Genomic DNA, 17,821 nt, shown 5'->3' with positions numbered 1-17,821 from the left:
AGGCTGAGAGCATGACCGACGTCGTTCTCGCAGCGGTGCTCGGCGTGCTCGGCGGCGTCGTGCTCACGGTGCTGCTGCTGCTCGCCCGTCGGCTCGCGCGCGGGGCGGCCGACCTCGGCAGCGATGCCGAGCGGGCGGCGCTCACCGCCCTGCACCACGCGAGTCTGGCGGCGCCGCACCTGCGCGCGGGCCTCGCCGGCCCCGACGTGGTCAAGGCTGCCCGCCACCTTCGGGTGCTGCTCGGCAGCGCGGCGGTCGCGATCGTCGATGCCGACGGCACCCTGTCGTTCGACGGCCCCTCGGACGGGCTGGAATCGGCCGCGGTGCGCATCGCCGAGCAGGTCACGGCGCCGGGGCGTCGACAGGTGTTCCCCTCGCCGGGTGCCGATGACGACCTGGAAGGGGTCGGTGCGCCGATCCTCGTCGACGGCCGGGTGATCGGAGCAGTGGTCGCGTTCGCCGCACCGGTGCGGGCCTCGCTCGTCCGCGCGGCCGAAGAGGTCGCCGACTGGTGCGCCGCCCAGGTCGAACTGGGTGACCTCGACAGCTCGCGCACGCAGCTGGCCGAGGCAGAGCTGCGATCGCTCCGGGCCCAGATCTCACCGCACTTCATCTACAACGCGCTCACGGCCATCGCCTCCTTCATCCACACCGACCCGGTGCGCGCGCGCGACCTCGTGCTGGAGTTCGCCGACTTCACCCGATACTCGTTCCGCAGGCAGGGCGAGTTCACGACGCTGGCGGAGGAACTCGGCAGCATCCACTCGTATCTCGAGCTCGAGCGTGCCCGGTTCGGCGACCGACTGAGGGTCACACTGCAGATCGCCCCCGAGACTCTCGCCACCGTCATCCCCTTCCTCTCGGTGCAGCCTCTGGTCGAGAACGCCGTGCGTCACGGCCTCGAACCGGGGGAGGGAGGCGGCGAGATCCGCATCGCGTCGAGGGATGACGGCACGCACACCGAGATCACGGTCGAAGACGACGGGATCGGGATGGACCCGGAGGCGCTTCGCGAGCTGCTCACCGACGGAGCCGAAGGGCTGCACATCGGTCTGCGCAACGTCGATACGCGTCTTCGCCAGCTGTACGGCACCGACGGCGGACTCGTGGTCGAGACCAACACCGGCGCGGGTACCCTGGTGCGGATGCGGGTGCCCAAGTCGCAACCGCTCCACGATCCGGACAACGACTGAGGTGCGCTCATGATCGACGTCCTCGTCGCCGACGACGAGCAGCCCGCGCTCGATGAGCTCGTGCATCTCCTGCGCACCGACGACCGGATCGGCGAGATCCTCACCGCGCGCACCGGTGCCGACGCACTGCGTCAGCTCTCGGAGCGAGCCGTGCGGATCGCGTTCCTCGACATCCACATGCCGGGGCTGCTCGGCACCGAGCTCGCCCGCGCCTTCCTCGCCCTCGCCGATCCGCCGGCCGTCGTGTTCGTGACGGCCGACGAGGCACGCGCCGTCGAGGCGTTCGAGCTCCGCGCCGCCGACTACCTGCTCAAACCGGTCCGCACCGAGCGGCTGCGTCGAGCCGTCGATCGCGTGCTCGAGCTCGGCGAGAGCGCGGCATCCGGCGATGACGAGGTGATCCCGGTGACGGTCGGATCCGCCGTCCGCTTCGTGCATCGCAAGAGCGTCGTCTGGGCGCAGGCCCAGGGCGACTACTCGCGCCTGCACACCGACGACGGCACCGGCCATCTGGTGCGCATCCCGATCTCCGAGCTCGAGAGCAGATGGGCCGATGCCGGGTTCCTGCGCATCCATCGTTCGGTGCTCGTGCGGATCTCGGCGGTCACCGAGGCGCGGCTGTCGGGCTCCGATCCGTCGCTCGTGATCGACGGCGTCTCGCTGTCGGTGAGCAGACGCCTCGTGCCCACGGTGCGTGAGGCGCTGTTGCGCGGCGAGGTCGGGCCATGACCGAGACCCCCAAGAGGGCGGAGACCCCCAAGAGGGTGCGCGTCACGGCCGACCTGCCGCCCCGACGCCCGCAGACCCTCACCCGGGGCATCGCGCTCCCAGGATCCCCCGTCGATGAGGCCGATGCGGTCTACGCGCGTGCTCTCATGCGCAGCCAGCTGCGCCTGGCGCTCGGCACCGTCGCCGGGTTCGTCGTCGTCGTGGTGGTGCTCGCCCTGGCCGTGGCGCTGATTCCCGGCATGGAGAGCGTCACCCTGTGGGGCGTGCCGCTGTCATGGCTGCTGCAGGCCTTCGCGTTCTATCCGATCATCCTCGTCTTCGCCCTGCTCTACGCGCGCACCGCCGGCCGCAACGAGCGTCGCTATCGCGCACTCAGGGACCGCGAGTGAACGCGGTCGCCAACCTCGTCGGTGTCGCCCTGGTCATTCTGGCGACGCTGCTGATCGGCGTGTACGGGCTCAGGGTCTCGCGCACCACCGGCGACTTCTTCGTGGCCTCGCGCACCGTCCGCCCCGTGTGGAACGCCTCGGCGATCAGCGGCGAGTACCTCTCGGCAGGAACCTTCCTCGGTCTGTCCGGTCTCGTGCTGCTCGACGGCGCCCGGGGCTTCTGGTTCCCCATCGGCTACGCGGCGGGCTACCTGCTCGTGCTGGTGTTCGTCGCCGCCCCTCTGCGTCGAAGCGGCGCGTACACGATCCCCGACTTCATCGAGGCGCGGCTCGAATCGACATCCGCCCGTCGGGTCACGAGCCTGGCCGTGCTGATCATCGGATGGCTCTACATCGTGCCGCAGCTGCACGGAGCCGGCATCACGCTCGTCGTGGTCGCGGGGCTGCCCGAATGGGTGGGCGCGGTGACGGTCGCCGTGCTGGTGGCCGCGGCCGTGGCTGCAGGAGGGATGCGCGCGATCACCTACGTGCAGGCGTTCCAGTACTGGCTGAAGCTCACCGCTCTTCTCGTGCCGGTCATCTGCATCGCCTTCGCGCTCAGCGGGGGACCGCACGACTTCGACCCCGGTCTCGTCTTCCCGGCGGAAGCAGGGCCCTCGGGGTTCGACGCCTACCAATCCGCATCCCTGCTGCTCGCTCTGCTGCTGGGCACGATGGGCCTGCCGCACGTGCTGGTGCGCTTCTACACGAGCCCGACCGGGGTCTCGGCACGCAGGACCACCGTGATCGTGATCGCCATGGTCAGCGCCTTCTACGCGGTGTCGAGCGCGATGGGTCTGCTCGCCCGCATCGAGGCGCCGGATCTCGCCGTGCCCGGCATCGCCGACACCGTCGTGCTCCTGCTGCCGTCGCGGGTGTTCCCCGGGGTCTTCGGCGAGCTGCTGACGGCTCTGATCGTCGCCGGCGCATTCGCGGCGTTCCTGGCGACCTCGGCGGGCCTCGTGGTGTCGCTCGCCGGGGTGATCAGCCAGGACGTGTTCTCCGGTTCCGTGCGCTCGTTCCGGGTGTCGGCCGTCCTCTGCGCCCTGGTGCCCCTCGCGGTCGCGCTCATGACGGCGCCGGCCGGACTCGTGTCGAGCGTGGGAGTCGTCTTCGTGGTCGCGGCATCCACCCTCTCCCCGGTGGTGCTGCTGGGCGTCTGGTGGCGAGGCCTCACCGCACGCGGTGCGGTGGCCGGCATGGCGGCAGGCGGACTCGCCGCGGGGCTGGCGCTGCTGATCCACGGGGCGATCGGAGGAGTCGGCGTCGCCGCTCCCTATCTCGCGCAGCCGGCAGCCTGGACCATCCCGCTCGCGGCCGCCGTCACCGTGATCGTGTCGCTGCTCGATCCGCGGGGACCCTCGCCGCGCACCTCGCGGTTCCTCGCCCGCGTGCACTCCCCGGAACGACTCTGAGACAGGTCGGCGCTCGCCGGGTCGACCAATGGCGACTGTGCTGGCCGTTCGTCTAGGAATCTCCCCCGACCCTGGTGTGTAGACGGAAGGCGGGCGTAGCTTGAGCGGCGGTGCGGCAACGCAGTCGCACGGAGATCATCGGGAGAAGCACATGGGTCGAACACCCCTCCGGATGGCAGCGGCCACAACCCTGGCCACGCTGTTCATCGCATCGACGGCAACCGCAGGCTATGCAGCAGAGGGGGTGACACACCCCACACCGGTCGAAGGCACGCCCGGACACTACATCGTCGTGCTGAAGTCCGACCCGCTCGCCAGCTACACCGGCGAAGTCAAGGGTCTGAAGGCGACGAAGCCGGCCGAGGGCGAGCAGCTCGAGACGCAGTCGAAGGATTCGCAGCGCTACGTCCAGCACCTCGAGACCGAGCAGCAGACGGTCGCGGAGGAGGCAGGCGTCACTCCGGAGACCACGTACCAGGTCGTCCTCAACGGGTTCAGTGCCGAACTCTCGGGCGCACAGGTCGACAAGCTCCGTGCCTCGAAGGACGTCTACGGCGTCTATCCCGACTTCATCCGCCACCCCGACGCGCAGACGTCCACCAGCTTCCTCGGACTCGGCGACGACAAGAAGGGCCGCGGCGGTGTCTGGCAGCAGACCGGCGGCGTCGACAAGGCGGGCGAGGGTGTCGTGGTGGGTGTCATCGACACCGGTATCGCCCCCGAGCATCCCTCGTTCGAGGGCAAGAAGCTCAAGAAGCAGAAGAAGAGCGACAAGCGACACAAGGGCACCCAGCCCTACACCGACGGCAGCTACGTGTACTTCGACAAGTCCGACGGCGGCCAGTTCCGCGGCGCGATGGTCGAAGGGCAGGAGTGGGACAAGAGCGACTACTCGACCAAGCTGATCGGCGCCCAGTACTTCTCCTCCGGCGCCGCGGCTGCCGGTTTCGACTTCCAGTACGACTACCTCTCGCCGCGTGACGGCGACGGCCACGGCTCGCACACCGCGAGCACCGCGGCGGGCAACTTCGGCGTGAAGGCGTCGATCGAGAACGTCGACTTCGGCAAGGTCTCGGGCGTCGCGCCCGGCGCCAAGGTCGCGGCCTACAAGGCCTGCTACGTCGGACCCGACGAGACCGTCACCACCGACGACATCTGCGCGGGCAGCGACCTGATCGCTGCGATCGACCAGGCCGTCGCCGACGGGGTCGACGTGATCAACTACTCGATCGGCGGTGGAGCGGCGTCGACCGTCCTCGCCCCCGAGGACATCGCGTTCTTCAACGCGGCAGCCGCAGGCGTCTTCGTGGCGGCCAGCGCCGGCAACGACGGACCCGACCCGGTCACCGCCGACCACGCCTCCCCGTGGTACACCACGGTCGCGGCATCCACGATCCCGACCTGGGAGGGAACCGTGCAGTTCCCGGGCTTCGCGCAGGCCGGAGCATCGGTGAGCGTGCCGTTCGGCACGACCGTCACCGGGCCTTCGATCTACGCGGGCGACGCACCGGCCGCGGGCAAGACTGCCGCGGACGCGGCGCTGTGCCTGCCCGGCAGCATCGACCCGGCGAAGGTCACCGGCCACATCGTGGTCTGCGACCGCGGCGGCAACGCCCGCGCCGAGAAGTCCCAGGTCGTGAAGGATGCCGGCGGCAAGGGGGTCGTCCTCGTGAACGTCCCCGGAGGCGCCGACTCTCTCGACAACGACTTCCACGCCGTGCCGACCGTGCACCTCGCGTCGGCATACCGCGCCGCCGTGCTGGCGTACGTCAAGGGCGGCACCGATCGTCCGATCACGCTCGTCGGCAAGAACACGACCGGTGTGGTGACTCCCGTGCCCCAGATCGCCGGATTCTCGAGCCGCGGGCCGATGCTCGCCGACGGCAGCGACATCATGAAGCCCGACATCGCGGCTCCGGGTGTGGCGATCCTCGCCGCGACGAACAACGCCCCGGGTGAGAAGCCGACGTTCGGCATCCTGTCGGGCACGTCGATGGCATCACCGCACATCGCCGGCCTCGCAGCGCTCTACCTCGGTGAGCGCCCGAAGGCGAAGCCCGCCGAGATCAAGTCCGCGATGATGACGACGGCGTACGACACCGTGAACGCCGACGGCTCGAAGAACAAGGACCCGTTCCAGCAGGGCGCGGGTCAGGTCGACCCGAAGCGCTACTTCAACCCTGGTCTGCTCTATCTGAACGACGTGCCCGACTGGGCGGCGTTCCTCGAGGGCAAGGGGCTCGCGGAGTTCGACGGCGTCGAGCCGATCGACGGCAGCGACCTCAACGTCGCATCGTTCTCGATCGGATCGCTGGCCAGCGCGCAGACGGTCACCCGCACGGTCACCGCGACCGAGAAGGGCACGTTCACGGCATCCGTCGATCTGCCCGGCGTCAAGGTGACGGTGAAGCCGTCGACACTGAAGTTCACCAAGGCGGGCCAGAAGGCGACCTACACGGTCACGTTCGACAACCAGAGCGCGCCGGTCGAGCAGTGGGCGACCGGCTCGCTCACCTGGTCGAACAAGAAGCAGACGGTGCGTTCGCCGATCGCGGTGTTCCCGGTCACGGCGGATGCTCCCGCCGAGGTCGAGGGCACGGGTGTCGACGGCTCGACCACGGTCGAGATCACGCCCGGTGTCGACGGCCAGCTCGCTCTCGGTCTGTCGGGTCTGACGCCGTTCACGCTGCTGGACGACCCCGACGGTCGCGTCACCGGTCACTCGGGTGACGAGGCCTCGGGCGACGAGAACAAGGACGTGTCGTGGATCGTCGATGTGCCCGAGGGCACGACGCTCTCGCGGTTCGACCTCGATTCGTCGGACGACACCGGAAGCGACCTCGACCTCACGGTCTACCGGGTCGTGAGCCCCGACGACCTGCGCTACTACGAGCGCTGGCAGTCGGCGACGGGCTCGGCCGACGAGCAGGTCACGCTGCCTGCTCCGACGGCCGGCACCTACCTGGTGGTCGCGAACGTCTATGCCACCTCTGCTCCGATGACGTGGGACATGACCTACGCCAACGTGCAGCCCGAGGGCGAGGGGGCGTTCACCGCGAACCCGAACCCGATCGACGCGGTGCGAGGCCAGGCGACGAGCTACGACCTCAGCTGGACCGACCTCACCGCCGGCACCCGCTACCTCGGACTCGTGCAGTACGGCGAGTCGCAGGTGCGCACGATCGTCACGGTCGACGCAGAGTAGGGATCAGGGGCGGCGCCCCGTGCTCTTNGAGCGCGGGGCGCCGCTCCGTCCGCGGGTGCTGGTGCGGATGCGGGTGCGGGTGCGGGTCAGATCCGGCGGCCGCGTGGCATCAGGCGCACGTCGGGCAGCGGTGGCGCGGGGATCCGCACGTCGTGCCCCTCGACGACACCGAAACGAGCGGATGCCGCCTCCCACTCCGTGCGCGCCTCGGCGATCTCGTCGTGGGTGCGACCGGCGAAGTTCCACCACATGACGATCTCGTCGTCGAACGGCTCGCCGCCGATCACGAAGAGCAGGGCGCCCTGGGCGCTGGCCACCTCGACGGCATCCCTCGAATCGCCCAGGTAGAGCATGTCGTTCTGCGTCATCTCGTGCGTCGAGACGGACGCGTCCCCCTCGACGAGCATGATCGCGTGCTCCCAGTCCGTGCGCAGCGGCAGCCTCACGCGGGTTCCGGCGGGGACGACGATCTCGGCGCCGACGATCGGGGTGTGCACGGTCGCGGGCGAGACGGTGCCGGCGAACTCGCCGAGCACGACGGTGGCGGTGGCATCCGCTCCCTCGTCGGCCGCGAGCGACACGGCGGGAAGGTCGGTGTGGCGCTCGAAACCACCGGCTCCCTGTCGGGCGCCCTCGGGGAGCGCGACCCAGAACTGCAGGGCGTCGAGGGGGATCGGGTCGTCGCCGATCGAGTACTCGGAGTGCGAGATGCCGTTGCCCGCCGTCATCAGGTTCAGCTGGCCGCGTCGCAGGTCGGCGTCGCTGCCGAGCGAGTCGCGGTGGCGGATCTCGCCGACGAGCGGCCAGGTGACCGTCTGCAGCCCGATGTGCGGGTGCGGTTCGACCCGCATCCGGGTGTCCGCCGGCCCGAACCGGTCGAGGAAGCACCAGGCTCCGATCGTCGGAAGGTTGCGATGCGGCAGCACGCGCAGGACGTTCATCCCGCGCACACCGCCGAGTGGGACCTCGCGCGGTTCGAGCAGGATGCGTCGTTCCCCGATCATCACGCCTCCGTCGGTGCGGTGCCGGGGCGCTTCGGCCAGCGGATCTCCGCCCCGGGGATCTCGTGGGTCGTGAGGTACTTGGCGATGTACGGGCAGAGCGGCACGATCGCCTCGCCCGAGGCCACGGCATCCGTCAGCGCGCGTTCGGCGAGGATGCCCGCCAGGCCCTGACCCTGGAAGGCGGGGTCGAGCTCGGTGTGGATGAAGCGGATCGAGCCCGGGCGCAGGTCGAACTCCGCGAAGCCGGCGAGCGTTCCGTCGGTGCGGATCTCGTAGCGGGACTCGTCGTCGTTGCGGGTGACGGTGATGTCGGTCATCGGAGGCTCCTTCGGGCGTCTGCGTCCAACCTACGCCCGCGAGAAGCGTGGAAGGTCCGGCCGGCGTCGGCGGGGGTCGTTACGCTGGAGGGATGCCGCAGACTCCCCGTGACCCGTACGAGGATCTGCCGTACGCAGACGAGCCCTGGGACGGCGCCGAGTGGGAGCCCTCCGAACCGCCGGAGCCCCTGGACTGGGTGCCGCAGGGTGAGGGATACGAGCCGCCTCTCGACTGGGGCCCTGGACCGGTCACGCCGGTGACGTCGTCGCGGCCTCCGTCCGCTCCCGCAGTGCGGCGCGCTGCCCCCAGCCGGTACCCGAGCGCGGGTGAGGCGCTGCACACGGTCTTCGGCTACGACGAGTTCCGCGGCGACCAGGCCGCGATCGTCGAGCACGTGATCGGCGGCGGCGATGCCGTCGTGCTCATGCCGACCGGTGGCGGCAAGAGCGTCACGTACCAGGTGCCCGCGCTCGTGCGCGAGGGCACGGGGCTCGTGATCAGCCCGCTGATCGCGCTCATGCACGACCAGGTCGACGCGCTGCGGGCCAACGGCGTGAGTGCGGCGTACCTCAACTCCACGCAGTCGATCGACGAGCGGCGTGAGGTCGAGCGTGCGTATGTCGCCGGCGAGCTCGATCTCATCTACGTCGCGCCCGAGCGACTGTCATCGCCGCAGACGACGGCACTGCTGCAGCGGGGAACCCTCAGCGTCATCGCGATCGATGAGGCGCACTGCGTGTCGCAGTGGGGCCACGACTTCCGCCCCGACTACCTCGCTCTGGGCGACCTCGGCGAGCGGTTCCCGGGTGTGCCGCGCATGGCGCTCACGGCGACCGCGACCCGGGCGACGCACAAGGAGCTCACCGAGCGGCTGCGCCTCGACGACGCGAAGCACTACGTCGCGAGCTTCGACCGCCCGAACATCCAGTACCGCATCGTGCCGAAGGTCGACCCGCGCAAGCAGCTGGTCGCGTTCATCCGCGCGCAGCCCGAGGGCTCGGTGGGCATCGTCTACGCGCTCAGCCGCAAATCCGTCGAGCAGACGGCGACCTATCTCGCGGCGCAGGGGTTCGATGCCCTGCCGTACCACGCGGGTCTCCCCGCCGAGGTGCGCGCCAAGAACCAGTCGCGCTTCCTGCGAGAAGACGGTGTCGTGATGGTCGCGACGATCGCCTTCGGCATGGGCATCGACAAGCCCGACGTGCGCTTCGTCGCCCATATCGACCTCCCGAAGTCGGTCGAGGGGTACTACCAGGAGACGGGTCGTGCGGGTCGTGACGGCGAGCCGTCGATCGCGTGGATGGCCTACGGTCTGGGCGACGTGGTGCAGCAGCGCCGCATGATCGACCAGAGCCCCGGTGACCGCACCTTCAAGATGCGCATGGGACAGCACCTCGACGCGATGCTCGCCCTGTGCGAGACGGTCGAATGCCGCAGGCAGAACCTTCTCGGCTACTTCGGTCAGGACTCCCAGCCCTGCGGGAACTGCGACACCTGCCTCGAGACGACGGAGACCTTCGACGGACTCGTCCCCGCGCAGAAGCTGCTCTCGACGATCGTTCGTCTCAAGCGCGAGCGCAACCAGTCGTTCGGCGCCGGGCATCTGATCGACATCCTCCGCGGCGCGTCGACCGAGCGCATCCGCCAGCAGGGCCACGAGAAGATCGCGACCTACGGCATCGGCGCCGACCTCTCGGATCAGGACTGGCGCAGCGTCGTGAGGCAGCTCCTCGCGCGTGGGATCATCGTGGCGCAGGGCGACTACGGCACGCTCGCCCCGGGCGAGCAGTCGGCCGGGGTGCTCAAGGGCGAGACGCCCGTGCCGCTGCGAAAAGACACGATCGGGCGACCGGCTTCCAGCCCGCGGGCACGCAAGGCGAGCGCGGCGGATGCTCTGGATGCGGCCGACCGCGGTCTGTTCGAGGCGCTCCGCGCGTGGCGCGCCGAGACCGCTCGCGAGGAGGGGAAGCCGGCGTACATGGTCTTCGGAGACGCGACGCTGCGCGCGCTCGCCGAGCATCGTCCGTCCTCACTCGCCGACCTCGACGGCATCACCGGAATCGGCGCCAAGAAGCGTGACGGCTACGGCGAGGGCGTGCTGGCAGTCATCGCCGCATCCTGATCCCGGGCGTCGCTCATGCTCGGGGGAGCACGTCATCGATGTGCGCGCGCAGGTGCGCCGCGACGTCGACGGCATCGCGGTCGTACAGCCACTGGTATTGCAGCCCGTCCCACAGCGCGAGAAGCCAGACGGCCTCGTGCTCGGGGTCGCGGTGATCGGGAAGGTCCCCGTCGACCTGCGCGAGCCGGAACAGCTCCGCGAAATGGTCGATCACCTTTCGGAACCGCTCGGTGAAGTACTCGTGGGCGGGGTGGCCCGCGGGCACGGCCTCGCACGAGAGCACCGCGTAGACCTCGATCAGCCCCGGTTCGTCGAGGGCATTCACGAGGGCGCCCTGGTGGACGGCGCGGAGCACGTCGGCGGCCCGCTCCTTCCCGTGAGCATTCGTGCGCTCCTGGATCGACCGGTCGCGCTCCGAGAGCACGGCACTGAGCAGCAGCTCCTTCGAGGCATAGTGGTGCAGCAGCGTCGACTTCGACACCCCGACGGCCTCAGCGATGTCGCGCAGGCTCGTGTCGCCGTAGCCGGCGCGGGAGAAGAGTCGCATCGCATCGGCGAGGATCTGCGCTCGCCGTCGTCGCCCGACGGCATAACCGGGATCGCTGTCGGGGGCTCCGTCGACGGTCGTGCCGTCGAGCGCGGGCAGCGGGCCCGCGGACTCCGCGGCAGGAGCGGGCTGGTCGGGATCGCGCCAGCCGAACGGCATCGCCCAGAGCGACTCGCGCTCCTCGAGCATGTCCACGACGTCGACGCGGTCGGGGAGGTACTGCGAGATCAGCTGGAGACCGTCCCAGCCGGCCATGTGGCGGGTCGTCTCCGCCGACACGTCGCGGTCGGAGTCGACGGAACCGTGCAGCGCCGCATCCTCGAGGACCTCGGAGCTCAGCGACCGCAGGCGTGCGTACCGTGCCTGCATCCGCTCGTGTGCGGGATGCTCGAGGGCTGAGGCCTCACCGGTGAGCGCGGCGAAGAGTTCGAGGTAGCCCGGTGTGCGGGCGTTGCGGCGCGCGACGTCTGCGAAGATCAGCCCGCCGGGCTCCGATGCCGCGGCGATCAGGTCGAAGTCCTTCTCGTTGTCGGCTTCGAAGCCCGCGACGACCTCGGCGAGAAGGTCGTCCTTCGACGCGAAATGGCCGAGGAGGCCGGGGTGGCTGACCGAGGCCGCCGCCGCGATGTCGCGCAGAGACGTCGACCGGTAGCCGTTCGAGATGAAGAGCTCGCGGGCAGCGTCCACGATGCGCTGACGGGTCTCGGCCGCGCGCGCCTGACGGGAGCCTGTCGCCACTGTCGTCATCGCTGCCCCCTTCCGTCCCATTCTCTCTCATTACCAATCGGTAGACATTCACTTACCAAACGGTCGAGATTCGTGTATCGTCATCTCTCGACGCCGAGTCGCGGAGGACCGGCGCACCCTTTGCCCGAAAGGACCCCCCATGACAGAGCTGTCATCGGCCGCCACCGCGGCGGCCGTCGGAACCACCGGCTTCAAAGCCCCCGGCACCACGCCCCTCAAGACCCCGCGCGGCTACACTCCCGGACTCGCCGCCGTGAACTTCGGCGTCTACCTGGCGCTTCTCACGCCGGTGATGGTGTCGATGGCGTTCAAGATCCAGCGCCTCGACCCGGTGAACACCGAGGGCAGCCTCGGCCTCGTGATGGGTGTCGGCGCCGCCTTCGCCCTGATCGCGAACCCGCTGGTCGGCCGCCTCTCCGACCGCACCACCTCCAAGTGGGGCATGCGTCGCCCGTGGATCCTCGGCGGTGCGATCGTCGGACTCGGCGGCTTCGTCATCATCGGCGCCGCGACCTCGGTGCTCGTCGTCATGCTGGCGTGGTGCCTCGTGCAGGCGGCGATGAATGCCGTGCTCGCCGCCGCCAACGCGACGCTGCCCGACCAGGTGCCCGTGTCCAGCCGCGGCAAGGTCTCGGGCATCATCGGCATCACGACTCCCATCGGCATCCTCGCCGGAAGCTTCATCGTGAACTTCCTCCCCGGTGACTTCGAGCGATTCGTCGTGCCCGGCGCGATCGCGCTGATCCTCGTCGTCGTGTTCGTGCTGACACTCAAGGACCGCCGTCTGACGACGAAGCCCGCGACCCCCTTCACGATCGGCACGTTCTTCGGCTCGTTCGTCTTCAACCCCCGCAAGCACCCCGACTTCGGCTGGACCTGGCTGACCAAGTTCTTCGTCATGTTCGGCTACGCCGGCATCGCGACCTTCCTGCCGCTCTACCTCGTCAACAAGTTCGCGCTCGACGAGCAGGCGGCGGTGGGCACGATCCTGATCGCGAACCTCGCCTCGATGGCCGCCATGGCGATCTCCGCCCCGCTCGGCGGCTTCCTGTCCGACAAGATCGGCAAGCGCCGCCCGTTCGTCGCGATCGCCGGAGTGATCATGGTCGTCGGGCTCGTGATCCTCGCCCTCGCGCCGTCGATCGCGGTCGTCATCGTCGCGCAGGCCATCATCGGCCTCGGGGCAGGGTCGTTCCTGTCCGTCGACCTCGCTCTCGCCACCGAGGTGCTCCCCAATCCCGACGACGTGGCGAAGGACCTCGGCGTGCTCAACATCGCCAACGCCCTCCCGCAGTCGATCGCTCCTGCGATCGCCCCGAGCATCATCGCCCTCGGAGCGGCCACCCCGCTCGGCGGATACACCACCTGGTACCTGTTCGGTGCGCTCGTCGCACTCGCCGGCGCCGTCCTCGTCTACCGCATCAAGGGAGTCAAGTGACCATGACAGACGTGACCACCGCCAGACCGTGGCTCGACACGAGCCTTCCCGTCGACGACCGTGTGCAGCTTCTCCTCGACGAGATGAGCATCGAGGAGAAGGCAGGGCTGTTCTTCCACACGATGATCGCGATCGGCGACCTCGACGAGGCGAACCCGATCTTCGCGACCCCGAGTGCGCGTGACTTCGTGCACGCGAAGAACATGACGCACTTCAACCTGCTGGGTGCGGCTCCGACCGGACGCGAGATCGCCGCATGGCAGAACGCCCTGCAGCGTCTCGCCGCAGACACCCGGCTCGGCATCCCGGTGACGCTGTCGACCGATCCGCGCCACTCGTTCAGCGAGAACCCGGGTGCATCGATCCTCGCCGGTCCCTTCTCCCAGTGGCCCGAGACGCTGGGGCTCGCCGCGACGCGCGACCCCGAGCTGGTCGAGCGTTTCGCGGATATCGCGCGCCAGGAATATACGGCCGTCGGACTGCGCGTCGCGCTGCATCCGCAGGTCGATCTGGCCACCGAATCGCGCTGGGCTCGCCAGACCGCGACCTTCGGAGAGGATGCCGAGCTGTCGGGCATTCTCGGTGCGGCATATATCCGTGGCTTCCAGGGCCAGAGCTTCGGGCCCGGTTCCGTCTCGACCATGACGAAGCACTTCCCGGGCGGTGGACCGCAGAAGGACGGCGAGGATCCGCACTTCCCGTACGGTCGTGAGCAGGTCTACCCGGGAGGGCAGTTCGAACTGCACCTGAAGCCGTTCGAGGATGCTCTCGCGGCGGGAACCCGGCAGATGATGCCGTACTACGGCATGCCCGTCGGCACCGAGTACGAGGAGGTCGGATTCGGGTTCAACAAGTCCGTCATCACCGGGCTGCTGCGCGAGCGCTACGGCTTCGACGGCCTCGTGTGCACCGACTGGGGCCTGATCAACGACGCCGAGATCTTCGGCCAGCCCTTCCCCGCCAGGGCGTGGGGCGTCGAGGACCTGACGCCGCGCGAGCGGATGCTCAAGGTGATCGATGCGGGCGCGGATCAGTTCGGCGGCGAGGACTGCCCCGAGCTGCTGCTCGAGCTCGTCGCGGACGGGTCGGTGTCGGAGGAGCGCCTCGACGTCTCCGCCCGCCGCATCCTCCGCGAGAAGTTCGAACTCGGGCTCTTCGAGAACCCGTTCGTCGACGAGGATGCCGCGGATGAGGTCGTCGGGCGCGCGGAGTTCCGTGCCGCCGGCGAGGCGGCTCAGCGTGCATCCGTCACCGTGCTGACGAACGACGGCTCGCTTCCCTTCTCGGTGGGGCTCAAGCTCTACGTGGAGGGCATCGACGCCGACGCAGCTGCGGCCTACGGCACCGTGGTCGCGACTCCGGCCGAGGCCGACCTGGCGGTCATCCGGCTGCAGGCGCCGTTCGAGCAGCGCGAGACCATGTTCGAGAACTTCTTCCACGCGGGCTCGCTCGACTTCGCAGACGACGTGATCGCCCACGTGAGCGAGGTGGCGAGTGCGGTGCCGACCGTGGTCGACGTGCTGGCCGATCGTCCGCCGATCCTCCAGCCGATCACGGATGCGGCTGCGGCCGTCACGGTCAACTGGGGCGTGTCGGCGGCCGCACTGCTCGATGTACTCAGCGGCGTCGCGAGCGCGCAGGGCAAGCTGCCGTTCGACCTTCCGCGGTCGATGGCGGCAGTGGAGGCGTCCCGCCCCGATGTCCCATTCGACACGGCCGACCCGCTCTTCCGGTTCGGTCACGGGCTCACGCTCTAGCAACCAGGCAACGCTCCGAAACGCCCCGCAGGCATCGACCTGCGGGGCGTTTTCGCGTCTTGTCGGAGGCCGTTTCGGGGAGTGCGTCCGCGGGCTCCGGTGGCGCCTCACCCGCGACTCGTCCGGACGCAGATTCGTCCGGCGGAACCACCCCGCAGCGCATACCTGTGGGGTGGTTGAGTTCTGGCGTGACAAAATGTCTCAGATAGCGACGAGTCCTGAGAGATCTCTGGACGCCCGCTGGACTTAACATTCGAAATCCCGCAATACTGTCTGGACATGCGCTCGGTCGACAAGTGTTGACGCCTGGGGAGGGCCTTGTGACGCGGAACATCTGCATCACGGGAGAGGCGAATGGAAATCACGAGGGGGAAGACTCTGCGGCGACGCAGAGCCATCGGAGGGGGCATCGCCGGCGCAACAGCCGGAGCGGTGATTCTCGCAAGTGTGCTGGTGCCGACGGCGGCCCACGCGCTGGACGCGGCGGAGCCGACCGATCCGTCGGTCGCGCAGGGCCAGATCATCCAGCTGCCTGCCGCTCTGCTCGGCGGGCTGGACATCGCGGCACTCGGCCACACGATCACCAGCAATCCGGCAGCACCGGGTTCTGAGCTCGGCGGCCTGGATGTGGACCTGCTCGAGGCTCTCAGCATCGACGTCGGCACGCTGAACATCCCGCTGCTCACCGATGGCACCACGCGCGGTCTGCTGCAGCTGGGCGACCTGGGTGCCACGCAGAGCTTCAGCTCTTCGCCGTCGCAGACCGAATCGGTCGCCTCCTCGGGCACGATCACCTCGGGTGGTGCGATCGACACGGGTGCGATCGACGGCAGCACGAACCCCGCGACCCTCGAGCTGACCGATCTCTTCGATCAGCTCGCCGTCGCCGGCCTCACGGATGCCGTGCTCGACGAGGCGTCGGTCGGTATCGGGGCTCTCGCGTCACGGGCCACCTCCGTCGCGGGAACGACCGCGTCCGAGTATCGCGTCGCGGATCTGACCCTCGACCTCCACAGCAACCTGGTCGCAGGACTCGCGACCACGCTGGGGTCGGCGATCCAGGGCACGGTGACCCCCGTGAGCAACCTCGCGGGCCCGGGCGGAGCGCTCACCGGCCTCGCCACGACACTGGTGAACACGATCAATGCGATTCCCGACGTGCCGCTCGTCGCGGCCTTCGAGGCGACCGGTGGGACGGTCGCGATCGCCGGCATCGACACGGTCGGCGACACGGTCGTCACCGAACTGCTCGAGGAGCCGGTCGAGAACACCACGGGCTCGGTCCTCGTCGACCTGAACGATGGGACGATCTCGGTCGACCTCGCGAAGATCCTCGTCGAGACGGGCGCAGGCGCAGACCTCAACTCGCTCCCGGCGAACACGCCGGTGCTGTCCGCGACCACGATCGCGGCCGTTCAGCAGGGCATCACTTCGGCGCTGACCGGGACGCACCCGAACAGCCTGAACGGCAAGGTCGCGACGATCCTCGATTCCACGCTGGACTCGCTCGGCGTCACGATCACGGTCGGGGTGGATCTCACCAACCCGCTCACGGGCATCGACCTCGTCTCGGGCGACGTCACGGTGGCTGGAACCCTCGCGCAGTTCGCGGGGACTCAGACCCCGGCGCCGACCGTCACCACCGACATCGCACTGGCGGGGCTCAACATCGGCGTGCTGCTCAACCCGGTGGTGAGTGCCGTCACGACGGCCGTCGCCACGACGACCGGACCGCTGGTGAACACGGCGCTGAACAGTGTCATCCCGCTCGTGCAGCCGGCGCTCGCCGCGCTGACGGGACCCGTGCTCTCGACCCTCGACCCTGTGCTGCAGGGTGTGCTGTCGGGCGTGGCGACCATCACGATCAACGAGCAGTCCGCGCCGGGCGACATTCCCGGTGACAGCTTCACCGTGCGTGCACTCGGCATCGACCTGCTGCCTGCCGTGGGCGGCGGTGTCTCGCTCGACCTCGGGTCTTCGACTGTCAAGGCGGCCGCTGCGGCCGTCGCTGCGATCGATGCGGCAGCCACCGTGCAGGCGGGCACCAGTCTTCCCGTGACCGGCTCCGGCTGGCCGGCGAACACCGACGTCACCGTGCAGGTGACCGCGCCAGGGGGTGCTCCGGTGAGCGACCCCGAGGTCGTGACGACGGACGGAACGGGCGGGTTCACTCTCGACTACCCGGTTCCGGCTTCCACGGTGCCGGGAACCGGATACACGGTGACGGCGACGGACGGCACGAGCGACGCGGAGGACACGACCGAGGTCACCGCTGCGGCGGCGATCGACGCGGCACCCGCCGTGCAAGCGGGCACCGACCTCGGCGTCTCCGGAACCGACTGGCCCGCGAACACCGAGGTCTCGGTGCAGCTCACGGCGCCCGGCGGCGGCGCGAACATCGGCGGCCCCGAGCTCGTGACGACCGACGGTTCGGGTTCGTTCACGCTCGACTACCCGGTGCCTGCCGGAACCCCCGCCGCGACCGGCTACACGGTCACGGCGAGCGTCGGCACGCAGACGGCGACCGATACGACCGAGGTGACGGATGCTCCGGTCGCGGCGATCGATGCCGCGGCGACGGTGCAGGCGGGCACGAACCTCGCGGTCTCCGGATCGAACTGGCCCGCGAACACCGAGGTCTCGGTGCAGCTGACCGCTCCCGGTGGCGGTGCGGACGTCGGTGGTCCTGAGACGGCGACGACGGATGCATCGGGTGGGTTCACACTGAGCTATCCGGTTCCGGCATCAGCGGTTCCCGGCACGGCGTACACCGTCACGGCGACCGCAGGGGCGGTCACCGCGATCGACACGACCGAGGTGACCGCGGCGGCCGCGATCGATGCGGCAGCGACCGTGCAGGCGGGCACCAGCCTCCCTGTCACGGGCACGGGATGGCCGGCGAACACCGAGGTCTCGGT

At 69.4% G+C, this 17,821-nt stretch carries 12 protein-coding genes; 9 read left to right on the top strand and 3 right to left on the bottom strand.

Features of this window, described 5'->3' with window-relative positions:
* Positions 1–11 precede the first annotated feature (11 nt).
* The 5 genes from ACTJKH_RS17320 to ACTJKH_RS17300 all read left to right on the top strand — a co-directional run bounded on the left by ACTJKH_RS17320 (position 12) and on the right by ACTJKH_RS17300 (position 6,970).
* Entirely contained in the window at positions 12–1,193 is a 1,182-nt protein-coding gene (locus tag ACTJKH_RS17320) for a sensor histidine kinase (RefSeq protein WP_440737938.1), read from the top strand.
* Positions 1,194–1,202: 9 nt separating this feature from the next.
* A complete protein-coding gene (locus ACTJKH_RS17315) occupies positions 1,203–1,922 on the top strand; it encodes a LytR/AlgR family response regulator transcription factor (protein WP_440737937.1) in 720 nt (239 codons plus the stop codon).
* On the top strand, positions 1,919–2,311 hold the full coding sequence (locus ACTJKH_RS17310) for a heavy metal transporter (protein ID WP_440737936.1): 393 nt from the start codon (positions 1,919–1,921) through the stop codon (positions 2,309–2,311). Before ACTJKH_RS17315 ends, ACTJKH_RS17310 begins: the two co-directional genes overlap by 4 nt.
* Positions 2,308–3,765, top strand: a complete 1,458-nt coding sequence (locus tag ACTJKH_RS17305; RefSeq protein ID WP_440737935.1) for a sodium/solute symporter — start codon at positions 2,308–2,310, stop codon at positions 3,763–3,765. The genes ACTJKH_RS17310 and ACTJKH_RS17305 overlap by 4 nt, the downstream gene beginning before the upstream one ends.
* 244 nt (positions 3,766–4,009) lie before the next feature.
* Positions 4,010–6,970 (top strand): S8 family serine peptidase, encoded by a 2,961-nt coding sequence (locus ACTJKH_RS17300; protein ID WP_440737934.1) that lies wholly within the window; start codon positions 4,010–4,012, stop codon positions 6,968–6,970.
* 86 nt (positions 6,971–7,056) lie between these two features.
* Here ACTJKH_RS17300 and ACTJKH_RS17295 read toward each other — a convergent pair whose 3' ends face one another.
* Entirely contained in the window at positions 7,057–7,974 is a 918-nt protein-coding gene (locus ACTJKH_RS17295; RefSeq protein WP_440737933.1) for a pirin family protein, read from the bottom strand.
* Positions 7,974–8,291: a GNAT family N-acetyltransferase gene (locus ACTJKH_RS17290; RefSeq protein ID WP_259160574.1), complete on the bottom strand. Its 318-nt coding sequence runs from the start codon at positions 8,289–8,291 to the stop codon at positions 7,974–7,976. The genes ACTJKH_RS17295 and ACTJKH_RS17290 overlap by 1 nt, the downstream gene beginning before the upstream one ends.
* 92 nt (positions 8,292–8,383) lie before the next feature.
* On the opposite strand from ACTJKH_RS17290, the gene recQ reads away from it, so the two are divergent.
* A complete protein-coding gene (gene recQ / locus ACTJKH_RS17285) occupies positions 8,384–10,414 on the top strand; it encodes a DNA helicase RecQ (protein ID WP_440737932.1) in 2,031 nt (676 codons plus the stop codon).
* A gap of 13 nt (positions 10,415–10,427) precedes the next feature.
* Here the strand turns inward: recQ and ACTJKH_RS17280 are convergent, their stop codons facing one another.
* Positions 10,428–11,708 carry a TetR/AcrR family transcriptional regulator gene (locus ACTJKH_RS17280; RefSeq protein WP_440737931.1) on the bottom strand — a complete coding sequence of 427 codons (1,281 nt, stop codon included), beginning with the start codon at positions 11,706–11,708 and terminating at the stop codon, positions 10,428–10,430.
* A 139-nt stretch (positions 11,709–11,847) separates the two neighbouring features.
* Between ACTJKH_RS17280 and ACTJKH_RS17275 the strand changes: the two genes are divergently transcribed.
* From ACTJKH_RS17275 to ACTJKH_RS17265, 3 genes are all read left to right on the top strand, one after another.
* The gene (locus ACTJKH_RS17275) at positions 11,848–13,146 is read left to right on the top strand and encodes an MFS transporter (protein ID WP_440737930.1); all 1,299 of its coding nucleotides are present in this window, start codon (positions 11,848–11,850) and stop codon (positions 13,144–13,146) included.
* A gap of 2 nt (positions 13,147–13,148) precedes the next feature.
* Positions 13,149–14,903 (top strand): glycoside hydrolase family 3 protein, encoded by a 1,755-nt coding sequence (locus tag ACTJKH_RS17270; RefSeq protein WP_440737974.1) that lies wholly within the window; start codon positions 13,149–13,151, stop codon positions 14,901–14,903.
* A gap of 432 nt (positions 14,904–15,335) precedes the next feature.
* Positions 15,336–17,821: choice-of-anchor G family protein (locus tag ACTJKH_RS17265; protein WP_440737929.1), on the top strand; the 2,486-nt coding region annotated here is incomplete at its 3' end.

This window comes from Microbacterium sp. 22215 (assembly GCF_052045655.1).
GTDB lineage: Bacteria > Actinomycetota > Actinomycetes > Actinomycetales > Microbacteriaceae > Microbacterium > Microbacterium phyllosphaerae.
This window is presented reverse-complemented; position numbering and strand designations above follow the sequence as displayed.